General features: G+C 34.8%; 17 protein-coding genes. 16 read left to right on the top strand and 1 reads right to left on the bottom strand.

The features are described from left to right. The 4 genes from ACLMCG_RS22470 to ACLMCG_RS22455 all read left to right on the top strand — a co-directional run. Window positions 1–885: thioesterase domain-containing protein (locus ACLMCG_RS22470; protein WP_413961356.1), on the top strand; the 885-nt coding region annotated here is incomplete at its 5' end. 407 nt (window positions 886–1,292) lie between these two features. Then, the gene (locus tag ACLMCG_RS22465; RefSeq protein ID WP_413961355.1) at window positions 1,293–1,685 is read left to right on the top strand and encodes a hypothetical protein; all 393 of its coding nucleotides are present in this window, start codon (window positions 1,293–1,295) and stop codon (window positions 1,683–1,685) included. A gap of 30 nt (window positions 1,686–1,715) precedes the next feature. Beyond that, window positions 1,716–2,738, top strand: a complete 1,023-nt coding sequence (locus ACLMCG_RS22460) for an alpha/beta hydrolase (RefSeq protein ID WP_414136890.1) — start codon at window positions 1,716–1,718, stop codon at window positions 2,736–2,738. Between the two features lie 31 nt (window positions 2,739–2,769). Further along, entirely contained in the window at window positions 2,770–3,369 is a 600-nt protein-coding gene (locus tag ACLMCG_RS22455; RefSeq protein ID WP_413961353.1) for a hypothetical protein, read from the top strand. Between the two features lie 486 nt (window positions 3,370–3,855). Here the strand turns inward: ACLMCG_RS22455 and ACLMCG_RS22450 are convergent, their stop codons facing one another. Further along, window positions 3,856–4,629, bottom strand: a complete 774-nt coding sequence (locus ACLMCG_RS22450) for a YdcF family protein (RefSeq protein WP_413961352.1) — start codon at window positions 4,627–4,629, stop codon at window positions 3,856–3,858. Between the two features lie 331 nt (window positions 4,630–4,960). Between ACLMCG_RS22450 and ACLMCG_RS22445 the strand changes: the two genes are divergently transcribed. The 12 genes from ACLMCG_RS22445 to ACLMCG_RS22390 all read left to right on the top strand — a co-directional run bounded on the left by ACLMCG_RS22445 (window position 4,961) and on the right by ACLMCG_RS22390 (window position 17,866). Beyond that, window positions 4,961–5,374: a lipocalin family protein gene (locus ACLMCG_RS22445; RefSeq protein ID WP_413961351.1), complete on the top strand. Its 414-nt coding sequence runs from the start codon at window positions 4,961–4,963 to the stop codon at window positions 5,372–5,374. Between the two features lie 720 nt (window positions 5,375–6,094). Further along, window positions 6,095–6,499 (top strand): lipocalin family protein, encoded by a 405-nt coding sequence (locus ACLMCG_RS22440; RefSeq protein ID WP_413961350.1) that lies wholly within the window; start codon window positions 6,095–6,097, stop codon window positions 6,497–6,499. A gap of 554 nt (window positions 6,500–7,053) precedes the next feature. Continuing rightward, window positions 7,054–8,337, top strand: coding sequence for an FISUMP domain-containing protein (locus ACLMCG_RS22435; RefSeq protein ID WP_413961349.1), 1,284 nt, complete (start codon window positions 7,054–7,056; stop codon window positions 8,335–8,337). A 143-nt stretch (window positions 8,338–8,480) separates the two neighbouring features. Next, entirely contained in the window at window positions 8,481–9,761 is a 1,281-nt protein-coding gene (locus ACLMCG_RS22430) for a hypothetical protein (RefSeq protein ID WP_413961348.1), read from the top strand. A gap of 405 nt (window positions 9,762–10,166) precedes the next feature. Beyond that, window positions 10,167–11,585 (top strand): peroxiredoxin family protein, encoded by a 1,419-nt coding sequence (locus ACLMCG_RS22425; protein WP_413961347.1) that lies wholly within the window; start codon window positions 10,167–10,169, stop codon window positions 11,583–11,585. Between the two features lie 112 nt (window positions 11,586–11,697). Further along, the gene (locus ACLMCG_RS22420) at window positions 11,698–11,952 is read left to right on the top strand and encodes a helix-turn-helix domain-containing protein (RefSeq protein ID WP_414136889.1); all 255 of its coding nucleotides are present in this window, start codon (window positions 11,698–11,700) and stop codon (window positions 11,950–11,952) included. 57 nt (window positions 11,953–12,009) lie between these two features. Next, window positions 12,010–12,456, top strand: a complete 447-nt coding sequence (locus tag ACLMCG_RS22415) for a transposase (protein WP_413961345.1) — start codon at window positions 12,010–12,012, stop codon at window positions 12,454–12,456. A gap of 37 nt (window positions 12,457–12,493) precedes the next feature. After that, the gene (locus ACLMCG_RS22410) at window positions 12,494–13,093 is read left to right on the top strand and encodes a DUF6759 domain-containing protein (protein ID WP_413961344.1); all 600 of its coding nucleotides are present in this window, start codon (window positions 12,494–12,496) and stop codon (window positions 13,091–13,093) included. A 70-nt stretch (window positions 13,094–13,163) separates the two neighbouring features. After that, window positions 13,164–14,096, top strand: a complete 933-nt coding sequence (locus ACLMCG_RS22405) for a Dabb family protein (protein ID WP_413961343.1) — start codon at window positions 13,164–13,166, stop codon at window positions 14,094–14,096. 193 nt (window positions 14,097–14,289) lie between these two features. Continuing rightward, window positions 14,290–15,270 carry a glycosyltransferase family 2 protein gene (locus ACLMCG_RS22400; protein ID WP_413961342.1) on the top strand — a complete coding sequence of 327 codons (981 nt, stop codon included), beginning with the start codon at window positions 14,290–14,292 and terminating at the stop codon, window positions 15,268–15,270. A gap of 344 nt (window positions 15,271–15,614) precedes the next feature. Beyond that, window positions 15,615–15,977, top strand: coding sequence for a hypothetical protein (locus tag ACLMCG_RS22395; RefSeq protein WP_413961341.1), 363 nt, complete (start codon window positions 15,615–15,617; stop codon window positions 15,975–15,977). Further along, window positions 15,977–17,866, top strand: coding sequence for a hypothetical protein (locus ACLMCG_RS22390; protein WP_413961340.1), 1,890 nt, complete (start codon window positions 15,977–15,979; stop codon window positions 17,864–17,866). Before ACLMCG_RS22395 ends, ACLMCG_RS22390 begins: the two co-directional genes overlap by 1 nt. The last annotated feature ends 49 nt before the right edge of the window (window positions 17,867–17,915 follow it).

Genomic DNA, 17,915 nt, shown 5'->3' with positions numbered 1-17,915 from the left:
GATTTTTTCAGATTGGGAGGCAATAGTATTATGGCTATTAAGCTGGTCAACAAAATTTATCAGGGAACGGGTATACAACCTAAGGTTATTGATGTTTTTAATGAAAAGACCATTAACAGATTAAGTTTAGTGATCAATCATTATGAACCTGAATATAAAGCTGTCATCCCTTTAAATCATATTATGGGTAAACCCAAAGTTTTTATGATCCATCCGGGGGGAGCGGGATGTGAAGTATACAAGGCACTGGCTGAACAGTTAAAGCCTTATTGTCAGTGCTATGGAGTTGATTCCTATAATTTATACAATGATGAAAAAATAAGTAATCTTAATGGTTTAGCTGTGTATTATCTGAACCATATCAAAGCAATACAAAAAGCCAGTCAGCAGGAAGAGTATATTTTGATAGGATGGTGTTTAGGTGGGCAGATTGCCTTGGAAATCGCTTCGATCTTAGAAAGCAGCGGTCATAAAAATATTACGGTATTAATGCTGGATACTATACTCAGGGCCGAAGATGCTAAATTAATGGAACTTTCTTCCATACCTACTGATGAAGAAATAAGTGAGGAGTTTAAGGCTCCTACAGACAGTGAGCTTTTTTTGGCATCAAAAAAGTTTGCATTGGCTGAACATTGTATTGTAGGTCAAGGAATTTCCACACCTCTGAGATTTACAAGGTTGGTATTGTTAAAGGCTATGACTAAAGGGGAAAAAGAAAATCAGCTGCTTTTTAACCATATCCATAGGTTAAATTATAATAATGTAGACAAAATAATTGAAAATCCTGACTTATTACTGGTATATCCAGTTGAAGCATCGCATCAGGAAATTATAAAAGAGGAAGAATTTATCATAGATATTATTAAAAGTATTATACAATAACTATAAAAAATAATTTCAATCTTCTAAAGAAGACTTTTTGAAAGTTTTTAGTTTTAATTGGTTTTGCAGCCAGGATTATATCCTGGTTGTTTTTTATTATCATGATAATGGATTTCTTTCCGCTGCTCATACTCTGACTCGTTCTCAACACAGTATACCAATTAACCTCTGAAAGAATTTACAGTCTGAAAATACAGTATAGGTAGTGATAGTTTTACATTAAATTCAACATAAACCTACATTTCCTATGTGGTTTTCATGTGGTATAAGTATTAAATTTACATAGATAAGTAGGGGAACTACATTTTCATCGCAAGCTTTATAGCTAACAACAATATTGGATATAACTGTCATAATGAATATTTTGTGATTGTTGTTGGGCATAACAATTAAAATAATGTACTGCCATGAAAAATATTTTACCTTTCTTTTTAACAATACTGATATATTCAGTAACAGCGTGCGAGCAGCCAGGAAAAACAAAGCTATTTAAAGCTGACAAGCAGACTCCTTCTAATCATATTGTTAAGAACGTCTACCTTGATGATCAATTCGCAGAAGATGAAATGGAAGTTAATATCAACACTGCTACCAACATGGTGACCATACATTTGGACGGGGAGACTCATATACTTAAGAAAAGTCTTGATATGCCTGAATATACTGCTGAAAATAGTGAATATAGATATACTGATATTAAAGGAGAAATCACTTTTTTAAACAGAACCCTTGATATGGTGGTTTTCCACCATCAATCAGAACCCAAACGACAAAAAAAACTTAGAACAGTATCTTACTAGTAATTCTGAATAACCATGGAAATAATACATATGAACAAAGCTCTTAAGGCAATGAAAAGAATTTTGATCAAACTCTTTGCCTGTCTCATAATTCTAGGTGGCGGTTCCTTTATATTTTGTCAGATAAGTCCATGGCCTGAGGCTATGCTTATCCGTCTTGCTTTTAACAAAAACGGTAAAAAAACAGCAAAGGCACTCCAGCCCTTTGTGCCTACCGGAATTGCTACAATAAGTAATCTGCAATATCAAAAGGATGATAAAGACGCTTATCTAGATGTATATTATCCGCAATCTCTGATCAGAATCCGTAAGATACTCCCCACTATTATGTGGATTCACGGCGGAGGGTGGGTTTCCGGAAGTAAAGAGAATGTTGCCAATTACTGTAAAATCCTTGCAGGTAAAGGATTTACTGTAGTTGCAATCAATTATTCCATTGCCCCGGAACATACTTATCCTACTCCCGTCATTCAAGCCAATCAGGCATTGGACTATCTTATAAATAATAATAAGACGCTTCATGTAGATCCTGATTCCATCATTATTGCCGGTGATTCGGGTGGAGCCCATATTGCTGCGCAGTTAGCCAATATTATCTCAGAACCTTCTTATGCTACAGAAATGAAAATGTTTCCCTCTATTACAAGACCGCAGCTGTCGGGAGTGATTTTATTTTGTGGTGCCTATGATCTCAAACAGGTTGATTTTGAAGGGAAATACAAAGGTTTTTTAAAGACAGTTCTTTGGGCATACACCGGAACTGAAGATTTTCTGACCGATCCCAGGATTGCTCCTGCTTCTGTACTGAACTATGTTACTTCAACATTTCCTCCGACATTCATCAGTGTAGGAAATGGTGACCCTTTAAGTAATCAGTCTCATTCATTAGCCCGTAAACTGGTCCAGATGAATGTTAAAGTTGATACTTTATTTTATTCCACAGATTATTCTCCGGTATTACCTCATGAATATCAGTTTAATTTGAAGGGGGATGAAGGTAAAAAGGCACTGGAGAAAGTTTCAGCTTTTTTGTCTTCGGCAGTTAAAAAATAATAGATTCTAATAAACAATATAAAAATATACCATGAAAAAATTATCTCTTCTATTTATTATTTTTGTCTCGTTTTTACATGCTCAGACACTGGAACTTGTAGGTGGTGATTATACCTATACCAAAATTATAAATACCGGAAAGCAGAAAAAAAACCTTTATCTGGTCCTGAAAAAATGGCTTACCAATAATTCTTCTCAATATACCCTTAATAAGGATGATCAAAGGTCAGGTATTCTTTCCTTTGAAGAACGACTACCCTTAGTGCATTATAATGAGTCTCAGTCTACAATTCCTTCCTATACCAATGCTATTGAAATTACAAACAGGCAGGTAATATATAGAGTAGACCGTATTGTATTTCAGGATATCTTCGGTGGAATGACTAACACCAGGAATGATTATCAAAGCCTTCTTAAAAGAATTGCTTTTTCCGTATCAACAATTAATGAGCTTAAAGAGCAGCTTAACAAAGAAAGAAATATTAAAAATAGATTTAATCTCCGTAAAGAAATTTCGGCAGAAAATGAAAAGCTTAGTAAACTGAATAACATTAATACACTGCTGACAGAGCACTTTGATTCTAATGCTAAGGCTATAGCAGAACAAATAGAGGGAACGTATCAGGAATAGGTGTGTAGTGTTTTTTTGACATTGACAAACAATAAAACTACAGATTATTAAGGTTTTATATAAGATATAGGTACTACATTTACAATAGAAAACACACAATAAAGAAATTCACGTTTTTTTGATAAATATTATTCTTATAGTTAATTGTAAGGTGTGAAAAATTGGGATGGGCGTAGTTTAACATAGTTAATATTCTATTATCATAATTTGTGGTTATCGCCGGAGGATTCATCCCGCTCCGGCATTTTAATCAAAATAGTCATACCATTGAAATATATATATTGGATTTCTCGATCTCTGATTGATTTTAATATATAACAGAAATATTGGTTTATAAATAGATGGTTTTTAGTTTTTTTCAGAAAGATAGGTTATCAAAGATGATGATAACCTATGGATTTCACTTAATTTTTTGCCAGCGTAATTGGAAATTACGGCTGGCTTTTTTATAATTACCCAGCAAGCGCCAGATACCATATTGAAGACTTAATTCAGTCCCAATTTATTATAGATCTGGACCTGCCATATTCCTACTATTTCACTTAACATCATGGAAGTCATCGTAGCGTTATAGGAATTGGGGATGAGTGTCAGATGAGTATTAATTAAATCGGAAGGACAGGGTACAGAATTTACACCAAATATTTTAAAAAGCATTAGAGATCTTTTGATATGAAAACCTGAGGTTACAAGATATACTTTTGCAGGAGGCGATTTTTTTAATATTACACTAGAATATTGAGCATTTTCATACGTATTCATACTATTATCTTCTTTAATAATATCTGCTTCAGGGACGCCCATCTCTATAAGAGCTTTTGTATAAAGTGATGCTTCAGAGATACCATTTTGGTTTCCTTTTCCAGAGGCTAATATTTTGCATGGTTGTTTATTTTTTTTTGCATTCATATATAGTTTAAAAGCCGCAATAAGCCTTGAATAGGAAATAATATGTGATTGCTGAATTTCATTCAAACAAGCAGTTCCTCCGCCAAGAATCACAATTATTGAAGGATAAGAAATAGAGGGAAGCTGGGTTGGATATTCTTCCTGCAAATACCTTGCAGTGAATTTACCTGCAATACCATTCATGGTTATTAATAAAGTGGATGTTAACATTATAATTCCTGTCCAGGCTGCTTTATATTTATTTTTCCTCCTTAAAATAATAATTACTATAGCCATCGCGAGAAATAAGATAAATGGATCAGCCAATATTTTGAGGACTGCGAAAAAAGAATTTAATAGTATTTTCATCATATGTTTATTTAAAGTTAACGTTACACGGTAATTTGTGAGGAAATGAATTTCTAAGGAGTTTGGCGAAAATACAAAAAACACAGTACCACAAGACTTATTCCATTAATAATCGAGAAAAAACTAATCCTTAGGAATATTGTAGTGATAATTTTACATCATTCTCAATGTAAATCTATATTACTTTTATTCCTGCAAAAAATATATGATTTAATTTTACAGGATTCTGATTAAAAGATAAATATGATATGTAATTATTAATATAATCAGAAATAAGATCTATAATAATCATTTTATATATAATAATTTTTGAAAACTCTAAATTTTACATGTTATGAAAAAACAAACTATTTTATGGATTACCCTTTGTGTATTGACCGCTTGTAATTCCCCTTCCGGGAATAAAAATTCACTCTCAACTTCAGATTCAACTAAAGATTTGAATTCACAAAGGGTAAGGCTTATAGGAAAATGGCTTCAGCCTATTCCCGGTATGGAAAGCGAGAAACAAGGCTTCGAACTTTATGATAACGGTGTAGCTACTTCACTGAATATTCACACTTTGCAATATGACAAGTGGATGGTTGCACAGGATACTCTTTTCCTTTGGTACCATACAGAAGGTGTTCAGCAGGTTTCAAATGGTGTTGACACTCTAATTATCAAAAAACTCGACATTAATAATTTGATGGTTTCTCCTACAGGAAGCAAGACTGCTGATCAAGAGATATACACTAAAGAAAAGTAAATTGTACATCCAATAAAACTTGAATAGCGTTAGTAAAAAAACTACTTCATATTAGTGATAATGTGACTTTAAATGGTTTTATATAAAAGGAACATCTTTTTATATTTGAAAAATTAAAAATCTATACATAATTATATTAAAATTTAGATCTGAAATATCTAGTAATAATAATGCAAAAGATTTACATGCTATCATATTAAATTTGGGTACCTGGCAGAGTACTATTTCTGTCAGGTTTTTTTTTAATTATTTATCTATCTGCAATCGAAGTTTACAAGAATTAGATTGCTATTAAAATAAAAATTGATAAGGTTGAATTTATCATTAGGTTTGAAAAACCAGGCACTAAGTATAAACATAGATTTTCTGTGTTTTAGTTGTAAAAAATAATATTGTTAGAGCTTCACAGTCATATCCATTTTAGAAATACTAATTTTTCATCCTTAGTGTTTGGGTTTAAATAACCCTCGTGCGGCAAGATATTGTCGCACTTTTTTTGCTGTACGCAATCAAAGAAGCTATTATATTATTTTATATATAATTAGCGAAAAAACTATAATTTCATAGTGATAATATGACTAATTACCAGTCATATATTTAATAATAACAGTTTATATTTGTATTATGACATTGAGTTAAAAGCACTTATAAAATGATGTTGATTTCGAACTTGGTTTATTGATGCCTTTTATAATTCTTTACAGCTAAAATTATACAAATATGAAAAAATTGTTTCTATTAGCCATCCTCGCCATAATGAGTGCATGTAATCCATCTTCGGAAAAAAAGGTTACAATGCAATTGGCAATTAGTGATTCTAACCCTAATAGGGAAAAGTTAGTAGGAAAGTGGTTGCAACCTATTGCGGGTCAGCAAAAAGAACAACAAGGGTTTGAATTACGGGAGAATGGTACTGTAATTTCAATGAATATCCATACATTACAATATGATAGATGGAATGTGTCTGAAGATACTTTATACTTATCATATCACACCGAAGGTGTCAAGCTGATCTCAAAGGGAATTGATACCCTGCTCATTAAAGAACTTGATGATAGTGAATTAATTCTTTCCCCCATCGGAGCCAATGTCAGTGATACGGAATCTTATCATAAAGAAAACTAAAATATATTTTAATTAAAATAATAAATGCATTATGGACCTCTGTTTTATAGACTTGGTTTTTGTTTTGTTTGGCTTTTTTCCTTAGTCTTATCTGTACATATTAATTGCGGATAAATTAATGAAAATAAGAAAACTTTCTTATAAAATTCGGTTCGGTGTTAGGATAGTAGTACAGTAGGAGTTATATTTTTTCATATTAACATAAGCTATCCTTATTATTTTAATCTTGAGTACCCGGCACTGGGCCGTACTTCAGATGCCGGGACTTTTTGTATTTAATATCTTTTTTAAACATCATAGTCAGTAATTTAATTACTATTTTTTTTCATCCTTAGTCTTTGGGATTACCCCTTTGTGTGGCAAATATATTTTGCCACATTTTTTATATTTTAAAATCGATAGGATTATCAAATATCAAATAGTTTAAAAACTACAATATATTAGTGATAATATGACTGCTAATCGATGTTTTGTTTGCTATGGAGGTATTAAATTTGTGTAGGGTTCAAGTATCCGATAATATTAAAAACAAGTAATCATTAAATATTTTACAAATGAAAAAAATGTATTTATTACCCATGTTTTCTCTCAGTGTTCTATCTTTCGGACAGGTAGGGATCAATAATGTTACTCCCAAATCTACTTTGGATGTAGCCAGTAAAACAACAAACGGAAGTGTTTCTGAAGGATTTCTTCTTCCACGTGTAACAGGTGACGCTCTTCATGCTGCAGAAGCTGCAGGAGTATATGGAGCAGATCAGGATGTTACTCTGGTATATGTAACTCAGGAACCTGACCCTGATAACCGTATTGGCCAGGTAGAAGGAATGGATGCTCCTGGATTTTACTATTTTAACGCAGGTAGTAACCGTTGGGTGAAAATGGTATCCAGTGGTACTAATACAGCTGCAGTAACCCAGATGTTGTGCTCATCTTCTTCTGATATTGGTGTACTACAATCAAATTTACCTGCAGCAGGAGTAAGTACGATAATACCTTATAATGGAGGAAATGGTGGGGTATTTAGTTCTATCATTATTCCTTCTAGCGGAGTGACGGGTCTTCAAGCGGTCCTTCCTTCTGGAACACTTAATAATGGTAGTGGCTCACTGATTTTTAACATTATAGGAACTGCTGCAACAACTGGAACTGCTGTTTTCAATGTTACGATAGCAGGTGAGTCATGCGGCTTTAGCAGAACTGTACAGGCCGGGGGGGGCTTTTCTGATGTAGTACCTGTCATTATTAACGGAGAGACACGACAGATGATGACCCGGAACCTTGGTGCAGACAATAGCCAGAACCCTAATGTTCCTGTTCAAAGTATATTTGGTAACTTTTATCAGTGGGGCAAGCTTAATGCTGCAGCTACAGCATATAGGTCTAGTGCCGTTATTGCGGGATGGTCCACAAGTGCCGCTCCTAACAAGTCCTGGAATAGTGGTACAGAAGCAGTCCCTGTAAAAACATCTAAAGATCCGTGCCCTGCAGGTTTCCGAGTACCTACCCGAAACGAATGGGTAGGATTTAATGCGGCCAGTACCAATATAAGTAATATAGGTACATGGGCAACAAGTGTTACCAATGGTGCCTCCAATTTTACTGTTGCCAAAGTATTTATTAACAATGGAAGTACTCTTACGTTTCCCGTTGGAGGGCAACGTTGGTATGCTAATGGAGAATTGCGTAATCGGGCTTACGCAGGTGCTTATTGGAGTAGTACAGAAAATCCTACAGGAGGTGGTTATAGCTTTACTTTCAACGAAACTGATATAACTATACCAAACAGTAATACTGCCCGTACCAATGGTTTTAAGGTACGTTGTATTTCACAATAAATACTATAGTTTATTTTACATTAAATATAACCATTTATTTTTTTGATTAGTAATTCTACTGAAATTCATATCCTTGACTAAATAGTCAGGTATACCATAACAGTGATACTATGATTCAAAAATTTATGATAAACTTATTAGCAATGAAAAAAATATATTTATTACCTATTGTTTTTCTCAATGTATTGTCTTACGGGCAGTTGGGGATTAATAATAATACTCCCAAATCAACATTAGATGTGGTGAGTAAAACAACAGATGGAAGTACCGCAGAAGGATTTATTATCCCTCGTGTTACTGGGGGAACATTAAAGGCGGCAGAAATTGCAGGAGTATATGGTGCTGACCAGGATGCCACTTTAATATATGTTACCCACGAACCAAACCCCGATGATCGTACTGGTCAGGTGGAAGGAATGGACAGTCCTGGATTTTATCATTTTGATGCGGGAGGTAATCGCTGGGTAAAGATGCTAACCAGGAGCACTGATACTGCTCTTATAAATCAGCTTCTGTGTTCATCTTCAACTGATATCGGAGTGTTAGAATCTGGGGAACCTTCGTCTGGAATATATACGATAATTCCTTATAATGACGGTAATGGTGGTTCTTATGAGGGGATAATCATTCCGTCCACTGGTGTAACAGGGCTTAATGCTGTGCTTTCGTCTGGTACGCTTAATAATGGCAGCGGCACACTGAATTTAAACATTACCGGTACTCCTGCCTCTGCGGGAACGGCTGTGTTTAACCTTATCATAGGTGGAGAATCCTGTGGTTTTAGTCGTGCAGTGCAACCAAGTTCATCCTTTTCAGATATAGTAGATATAACCGTTAATGGGCAGATCCGCCAGATGATGACCCGTAATGTCGGTGCCGATCCAACACAGAACCCAAATATTCCAATACAAGCAATTATGGGAAGCTATTATCAATGGGGAATACTTGCCCCTGTAGCTACAGCATATACTTCCAGCGCTTCTATTTCAGGATGGAGAACAACTGGTGCTCCGGCTAAATCTTGGAATAGTGGTACAGAAGCAGTTCCTATTAAGACGACTAAAGATCCTTGTCCTACAGGCTTCCGGGTGCCTACCAGAAATGAATGGGTAGGATTTAATGCTGACAGTACTACAAGTAATATAGGTACATGGGCAACTACAACTACCGATGGAGCTACGAACTTCGGTGTTGCTAAAGTATTTGTGAATAATGGGAAGACTTTGTATTTTCCTGCCTCGGGACAACGTCATTATAGTTCTGGTGATTTACGAAATCGTGCATTAGCAGGATCTTATTGGAGTAGTACGGAGAACGGAACATCAAATGTATATAGTTTTACTTTCCTTGTAGATTCTGTAAATCCTCAAAATGCTAACACTGTTCGTACAAATGGATTTTTAGTGCGTTGCATTTCACAATAATTTATTAGCGTATTAATAGGCTATTATAAGGTTTGTTTCTTCATTCAAACCTGTGCGGCAAATAACTTTGCCGCACTTTATTAAAAAAACAACTGATTATTACTGATAATAATCATTAACAGGATACTGTTACAGCTGCTTGATATAATTAAGGTAAGGTCGGCTCAGTTAGATAATAATAAAGCACAAAATCTTAATAAAAAGTGGTGTGCAAGCTGTAACAATTATGGGAGCATAGTCCGTAGCTGCTGCTGAGAACTATTTTAATAGTAAAAAAAAGAATTGTACAAGCATTTATTTCTTCCTCCGTAGCAGTACGGCGCCCCCTCCAAAATATAAAAGAAACTGAACTAGCACTTAAAAAAACAAAATAAAAAAACTACTAATCCATTTTAATTGATTGATATGCATTACAGAAATAAATTTACCAGGATTATCATCTTTTTAGGCACGGCTATCGGTACTTATGGGCAGTCGGTCAGTATGTATTTTCCTCATTTTGCCGGAAAAACATATGATTTTATCCTTTTCAAAGGAAAAGAAACGCGGGTGCAAAAAGGAACCATACCTCCTGACGGAAGGTTTACGTTGGAAGTTCCCAAAGAACTTTCTCCTTATACAGGAATGTCCAGATGGCTTATTACCGGTACCCAGGAAGGCGGAGGACTTGATATGATTATTCCGGGGCACAATTTTTCTGTTGAATGTACGGCTGCTGTACCTGATAATAAAAATATTATTTACAAAAATAATAACGAAAACAGTCTGCTGGATTCTGAATACCAGCAGCAAAAAAAAATTGTCGATCAGTTTACGGCAATGGCTATGGTCACTAAAGTCTATCCTCATACCGATAAAAACTATACACTCTATAAGCAGCAGCTCGATCTGCAAAAAGACCGATATGCCGGTTTTCAGAAAACCCTTCAGAAAAATAAAGATTACGCATCAGATTTTCTGAGAACAGTGAATCTTACCAACGGGTTGGGAGCATCTTTACAGGAGAATGAAGAAGACAACAAAAAAGAAGTTCTTCGTACCATCACTGAAGACATTCCATGGAATAGTCTTTATACTTCGGGCCATTGGGACAGTGTCCTTGCGATGTTCACGGATCTTGAAGAAAAAAAAGACGGAGGAACCATTTTTGTCAACAATTTTAAGCGTATCGGAGATAAAATGTCAGATGGCAGGCTCTACACTTCACTGGCAGAATGTGTGACCTACCATCTCACTCAATCAGGGAATGATAATGTAATTGCAAAGCTTTCTCCCATTATTGTCGGTTCGGGGAAAATTGCCTCTTACAATGGCATTCTTTCAGTATATCAAAAAGCTACTCCCGGCAGTAAAGCACCGGATATTGTTATTAGCTCACCTGAAAAAGAATCTAATATTGTTAAAAAAATAGATTTTACGGATACGCAGTACCAAAAGACCCTTGTTGTATTTTATTTGTCAGACTGTGGGCATTGCGATACGGAGATGAAAATGCTTTCTGAAAAGCAGGGTGATCTTCTCAAAAGTAAAATCCGTTTGATTGCTATTTCCGGAGATACAGATCAGAAAGTTTTTAAAGACGATGCGGATAAACTACAATGGAAAGCTACTTTATCCTGTGACCTTCAGGGAATGAAAGGAGCCAATTTTATAAATTACGGTGTTCAGGCAACTCCTACATTATTCGTTATTGATCAGCACGGAAACATTGTTACCCGTGAAAGTACCGCAGAGTCTGCACTAAAAGCACTTGCTGATCCATCAACAGAATTATGGAGGAAAATACGTAAACCTCCAAGACCATATATAGCACCTCAACAATAAAATGCAAAAGAACAATATGAAGAATATCAAAAAAAGAAAGTCTTCGGCACACAGAATGCCTGATTATAAAAAAATATATACAGACCTCATTATGTTAAAATACCCTCATCTTATGGAAAGGTGTCGAATTTTTCTTGAAAAAGACCGCCTGATGAGTTATGATGTATTAAAGCTTAGTGGTATTATAACTGGAAAGGATGATCATGAAGCGATATCTTTTAATGCGAGACATAAGTCTTATGACTCTAATACTATTTTAAGAATTCTTGACCACCAGAAAAAATATAAGTGCAGTAATCTACAGCTTGCCAACTATTTCAGGCTAAGCAGGAATACAGTGACAAAATGGAAAAAAATGTTTCTGTAATCGATAGCATCAATTTCAATTTAACTCACCAAGTAGGAGAATAAGATTATATAAAAAATGAGTTCTAATATATTTAAAAATATACATATCGGGGAACTTTTACAGAAAAGGGTCCTGGAATTAGATATCAATGAATCAAGAATTTGTTCTTTCTTATCATTGAGCCCTATAGAGATCTCGGCTATGTACAAAGAGGAAGGTGTTGATTCTAAATATCTGCTAATGTGGAGTAAACTATTGGAATATGATTTTTTCCGTATTTATTCACAGCATCTGATTTTATATGCACCAGCGTCTACTGTTATACACAATACTTCAGGTAATAATGATAAGAGCGCAATGCCCAAATTCAGAAAAAATATCTATACCAAAGAAGTTATTGATTTTATGATCGAACTGGTAACTACTAAGCAGAAAACTATCAACGAGATTACTTCAGAATATGGTATTCCAAAAACCACCCTGCATAAATGGGTTGCCAAGTACAAAACCGATACAGATTAGTCAAATTAATTATTAAAATTTATTCAAAAATAAAAAAATGATGAAAGAAATAGTGAAAGTTATGCTTTTGCTTATGCTGTGTGTGATATCGATTCAATGCAGTGGAAGAAAAAATATATATAATATTCTGACAAGTAATGATATTTCCGAGATTCAGAATTATCTTACTCATGCCCATCCGGATGATCCAAAGAATAGTTTATTAAAAAAAAGGATTAGAGAGCTTAAAAACAGGGAGTGGATCCAAAAAACAAAAAATTCCAATCCCATGGAACCCAAATGGGTAAAAGCAAAGCAAAATATTACTTCAAATATTGATCCAGAGAGATTTGAAAAGCTTTTACAGGCTGATAAAATTAAGCATAAGGAAAAGACCGCCAGTTTTTTAAACGAAATGTTCAACAATAACCTGGACTCACCTAATGCTATACTGCTTGTTAAAAACCATAGCCATTGTAATACCATTTTACATATTGAAGAAGGGGTTGAAGAATATGATCTTGCAGTTCCTCATGATGGCGAAAATTTTATAGTACTTGAAAAAGGAAAGTACACCATTAGCGGAAATATTTGCGGGGCAAAATATGAAAAAGTAAAGGATCTTAATAAAGGGATTTACCTGACCTTAAGTCGTTAAACTATTGTAGTGCCAACACTTCATACAATATGTTTTTACAACAAATTTTAATAGTTTTAAAAGATTACAGATGGAAGAAAAAGGAAAACTAATTCCGGAGCGAGAAGACGTTCTTTGGGAATATTGCGAAACTGTCAATCAGTATGTGATGGGCAGATTAAAAAAAAAATCTTATGTAGTACGATGGATATGTGTAGGAATAATGACTGCATTAGCACTGTCAGCATTGTCCTGTGATCCTAACTTTAAGTCGCTGGAACAAAGGCAGAAATGGGAGCGATTAATACTGGTAAAACTCCGCAAAGATATTTCAGAAGAAAAAAAACAAGAGATTCTCAACCTGTTTATGGCATTGAATAAATCCCGTAAAAATGGAAAACCTTATCTGAAAGCAGAATATGGTTTTCAAAACAGCAAGGAAGGACTTAATGCCGGATACGAAATAGCATTCAGAATTTCTTTTAGTTCTATAGAAGATCGGGATTATTTTGACGGAAAATCTTTACAGACTCCGGATTCGTTGAATCCTGCGTATGATAATTTCAAGAATTTCATCAGCCTGTATCTTGATGGAGATCAGGGACTATTCAATTTTGATTTTATAAGCAATGAGAAAATATCCCTGAATGTTCAAGCTAAAGAATACAAGATTGAGCACTTGGTTTTTTTTAAGTTCAGGAAGGATATAACAAGTTCCGAAAAACAGATGATTATTGATCGCTTTCTTGCCCTTAAGAACTCTGTGAAAAATGGCAAGCCCTATATCCGGTTTATTGAGTATGGGTTTGAGAATAATAAAAATGCCCAGGATTCCGATTTCGAAGTGGTATTCCGGGTAGGCTTTTTATCATTAGAAGATCGTGATTACTATGTGGGAAAACCTTTTTTAAATGATACTGGTACTTTTGATCCGATGCATGATGATTTTAAGAATTTTGTCGGTTCATATCTGGATCCTGCGGGTGGTGTACTGGTCTTTGATTACGAAGCTATCAGACCTTGAAATAACAATATCTTCATAAGATATGCACATTACTATTAATTTTATCTAAAAAACTTTACCATCATTAAACTGAACAAATGAGTTTCCAGAATGCTTTATAAATTCTTATATGTCATTCACTTTGAACCTGAGGAATATAAGATGAATTTATTTGCTGAAAAAACTGATTTTATAAAGGTTAAAAATTTATTTAATGAAAATTTCCGTTATTATCCCTGTCTGTAATGCAGAAGTACTTATTACAAATGCTGTTGAATCTGCCTTACAATTTGGAGAAGTTTATGAAGTTATCCTTATTGAAGATGGGTCTTATGATCACTCATTAACTGTTTGTAAAGATCTTGAACACAAGTATGAGAGAGTCAAACTTTTTCAGCATTCAGATCTGCATAATCATGGAGCTGCTGCAAGCAGAAATCTTGGAATTGAAAAATCCCGAGGTGATTATATAGCATTTCTGAATGCTTATGACCATTACCTTCCCAACAGATTTGATGCCGAAAGAGAAATGTTTAAAAAGGACAAAGTAGATGGAGTATATGGAGCTTTGGGAGTTCACTACCATTCAAAAAAAGCAAAAGATAAATATTATCACCTCTATAGAAACCGTCTAACGACTGTTTGTGAAAAATGTCATCCTGAAGCTGTTTTTGCAGGCCAGTTAACTTTAGGAAGTCTGTTTGGAAAATTGCATATTAATACACTTACCTTGCGGAAACTCCCTTTCATTAAAAAAATGAAAGAGTTTTTTAAACCGATACCGTATTACGCAGATACGGATTTTCTATTGCGAATTTCCTTTTATCTGAATCTATATCCAGGTATTATCAATAAACCCATAGCCATGAGAGGTATTTATGAACCTGATAGAATTAGTATTATTATTCCGGATAAAGAAAACCCTGCTTCTAAAAAAGTTGTCTTATGGAAGGAACTTCATGAATGGGCTGACAGGGAGGATTCTATCTCGGATGAAATTAAATTGCATATCCGAAGAATGTATCACAGCTTTAGTATAGGAGATGCATCATTTTTAAGAAAGTGGAGAATGATTATTAAATATATGATTACAGACTATACTATAATTCGAGCAGATATTTATAACAGTAATTTCAGAGATTCTTTATTCATTTTACTGTTAATATTCATAGCCAATCTTTTTTCATTCATATAGCACTAATTTTGGTGGATTGTCTTTTTTTGTCAGTCCGGTCTTTTGAGGCCGGATTTTTTTATTAGTTGTATCCTGAAATTAGATGATAAATTATCTATTTAAAAAAAAACAAACGAGCGTTGTAAGTTACTGAAAATTAATATTTTATAATGATGTATATATATTGTATATAGAGATTATAGTGCTTGTATACTAATTGTAATGTCAAAATTTATACAGATCTGTTTTTTAATCCAATCTTTGCCCACTGATTTACATCAAGTATACAATTATTCATATCGATTCATTTCTTAGTCACAAGAAATGTTCAATTATAAATTTTATTAATCAATAATACATTACAAATGAAAAAAAATTTGCTTGCTATTATTTGCTTTGTTTCCGGATTAGCATACTCCCAGCAAAATGGAAGTGTGGGAATCAGTAAGGATGTTGCATTCCAACCGGATTCAAAAGCAATTCTGGATGTCGGGTCTGAAGATGCCGGTGTATTATTTCCAAGGCTGACCACTTTGGAAAGAGATGCCATTGTTGTTTCTGCGCAAGATGACGGTCTCTTAATTTATAACACTGATGAAAAGTGTTTTAATTACTATCATGCTCTGTCGAGTGTATGGAAACATATGTGCGGTATGGAAGATTCTCCTATTCCGGTGCCACATGGCAAACTTGTTCAACAAAGTAAAAATTCTAAAAAGAAAAAATAATGAAAAAAATATTTTATTTTATCCTATTACTGCTAAGTCATATTGGTTTCGCGCAAGTGGGAATTGGTACTACAAGCCCTAATACCAAATCCATGCTTGATGTTGTTTCCACTGCAAAAGGGGTGTTACTGCCAAGGATGACTCAGGTCCAGAGAGATGCTATTTCACCTGGAACTATTGATGCTAGCCGTGATGGGTTATTGATTTATAATACCGATACAGGCTGCTATAACTATTGGAATATTGCACAGAACAAATGGGTATCATTGTGCCAAAGCTCATGTGATCCCTCATCATTTGCTGATTTTACAATTGATTGCGGTCAGTTTCCTGCCGCAGATACCAATTCGTATACGGTAGGTAATTCTGTTTCAGGAAATACTATAACGTTGAGTGTCAATGTGACCCATATAGGGCCTTATGCTATAAGTATTACCTCCGATAATGGAATTGCCTATTCAGCAGGGGGTACATTTACCTCTACGGGGGTACAGAATGTAACCATTGCTAATGCTACAGGATCTGCTTCTTCATCAACCAGTAATTTTACTATCAAAAGCAATGGAATATCAGTATGTACCTATACTAAAAATTCCTCAGGGGTTGTTGATGCCTATAATTTTAATTGTACGATGGCAACTGTTACTCCGGCTATGATTCAAGGGGTATCGGGTACAGGAGTTGTTAAAGTGCCTGTAGTAGTTACAGGTACAAAAGATATTCCTGCAATTAATCAAACAATCAATGGGGTTTCTTATACATTTGCGGGTATTTCCGGTGCAACATCTTCAACAACTTCTATTGACATTGCGTATAGTGGAACGCCTACAACTGCCAATACAAGTTTATCAATGACTAACTCTAGCGGAGCATTGTGCAGTATTGAAATTTCTCACCCTGCTGCCGCTGACAATCCGGCAATTTTTACCAGTTCAGGAGCAACAGCTTCCGGAACTTATACAGTAGCCACCAACCTTACGACCTCCAATAAGGTAAGTGTTCCTATCAATGTCAGCCAGCCAGGTAAATTAAGATTGGTCTCAACAGATAAGAACGGTATCTTCTTTGACAGCGGTGAAATCACAGTAGCAGCGGGAAGCCAAACTATTGTTTTGAAGGCAGCTACTGCTACAACTGGCAAATTCCCGATGACTGCCGAGGAGGTATCCATGGGAGGTAATGGAAGTAACAATCAGAAATCTACTTATTATGTGAGCAACACTGTTTCCGGAGGTTCAACGATAAATTCTTCTTTTACGATAGATGTAAAACCCAAAGTATGGGAAACGATGATCCATGGAAAGCCGACTTCACTTAGAACAGGTGCTAATAATGGAATGATCAGACTTGAAATACAGGATAACTTCAATTTTCAGGGAGGTATAACTGACTTTTATAAAGTCTGGGTAAGAAATACTTCAGGTGCTGCAATGTCAGCTTCATTCTTTATAAGATCTAGTGATGATGATCTGGGACAGATTAAGAAGTGGAACGGACCTATCAATTCTAACGAAGCTTTAGGGTCTCTTGACTGTTATTTACAGGGAAATTCAAACAAACCTATTACAACCGGAGAAATCGGTGCACATGCAGGAGCCTATTCACCTGTCATTCTTCCTGAAGTAAGTGGAGTAGGTGTAACATTTACTTTAAATAATAACACTTCAGGTAGTGAATGGTTCAATGGTCTTGGAAATAAAAAATTTAAATACCGTTTTATTTATAATTCAAGGGACTATGCCAATTCAGGAACCAATCTGGCTGTGGTTCTCTATGGAATATATGATACTTCAGTTTCAGTAACGAATATTGATCCCGGATTTGGAAGTGACATTCCTAAAACACCGGGTGGTAGCGGAGGAAACCCTACCACTGGATACTGGCCTTAGATATTATCTACTAATTTCTACTTTGATAAATATTTTAAAAGGAAGCTGT

The sequence above is a fragment of the Chryseobacterium sp. S90 genome (assembly GCF_047444895.1).
Taxonomy (GTDB): domain Bacteria; phylum Bacteroidota; class Bacteroidia; order Flavobacteriales; family Weeksellaceae; genus Chryseobacterium.
Note: the sequence above shows the minus strand (reverse complement) of the source record. Positions and strands in the feature narration are given on the sequence as shown.

Excerpts from the sequence above, each read along its gene's own strand:
- ACLMCG_RS22465 (WP_413961355.1), top strand. The coding sequence starts at position 1,293 with ATGAAAAATATTTTACCTTTCTTTTTAACAATACTGATATATTCAGTA.
- ACLMCG_RS22460 (WP_414136890.1), top strand. The coding sequence starts at position 1,716 with ATGAACAAAGCTCTTAAGGCAATGAAAAGAATTTTGATCAAACTCTTT.
- ACLMCG_RS22455 (WP_413961353.1), top strand. The coding sequence starts at position 2,770 with ATGAAAAAATTATCTCTTCTATTTATTATTTTTGTCTCGTTTTTACAT.
- ACLMCG_RS22450 (WP_413961352.1), bottom strand. The coding sequence starts at position 4,629 with ATGATGAAAATACTATTAAATTCTTTTTTCGCAGTCCTCAAAATATTG.
- ACLMCG_RS22445 (WP_413961351.1), top strand. The coding sequence starts at position 4,961 with ATGAAAAAACAAACTATTTTATGGATTACCCTTTGTGTATTGACCGCT.
- ACLMCG_RS22440 (WP_413961350.1), top strand. The coding sequence starts at position 6,095 with ATGAAAAAATTGTTTCTATTAGCCATCCTCGCCATAATGAGTGCATGT.
- ACLMCG_RS22435 (WP_413961349.1), top strand. The coding sequence starts at position 7,054 with ATGAAAAAAATGTATTTATTACCCATGTTTTCTCTCAGTGTTCTATCT.
- ACLMCG_RS22430 (WP_413961348.1), top strand. The coding sequence starts at position 8,481 with ATGAAAAAAATATATTTATTACCTATTGTTTTTCTCAATGTATTGTCT.
- ACLMCG_RS22425 (WP_413961347.1), top strand. The coding sequence starts at position 10,167 with ATGCATTACAGAAATAAATTTACCAGGATTATCATCTTTTTAGGCACG.
- ACLMCG_RS22420 (WP_414136889.1), top strand. The coding sequence starts at position 11,698 with ATGGAAAGGTGTCGAATTTTTCTTGAAAAAGACCGCCTGATGAGTTAT.
- ACLMCG_RS22415 (WP_413961345.1), top strand. The coding sequence starts at position 12,010 with ATGAGTTCTAATATATTTAAAAATATACATATCGGGGAACTTTTACAG.
- ACLMCG_RS22410 (WP_413961344.1), top strand. The coding sequence starts at position 12,494 with ATGATGAAAGAAATAGTGAAAGTTATGCTTTTGCTTATGCTGTGTGTG.
- ACLMCG_RS22405 (WP_413961343.1), top strand. The coding sequence starts at position 13,164 with ATGGAAGAAAAAGGAAAACTAATTCCGGAGCGAGAAGACGTTCTTTGG.
- ACLMCG_RS22400 (WP_413961342.1), top strand. The coding sequence starts at position 14,290 with ATGAAAATTTCCGTTATTATCCCTGTCTGTAATGCAGAAGTACTTATT.
- ACLMCG_RS22395 (WP_413961341.1), top strand. The coding sequence starts at position 15,615 with ATGAAAAAAAATTTGCTTGCTATTATTTGCTTTGTTTCCGGATTAGCA.
- ACLMCG_RS22390 (WP_413961340.1), top strand. The coding sequence starts at position 15,977 with ATGAAAAAAATATTTTATTTTATCCTATTACTGCTAAGTCATATTGGT.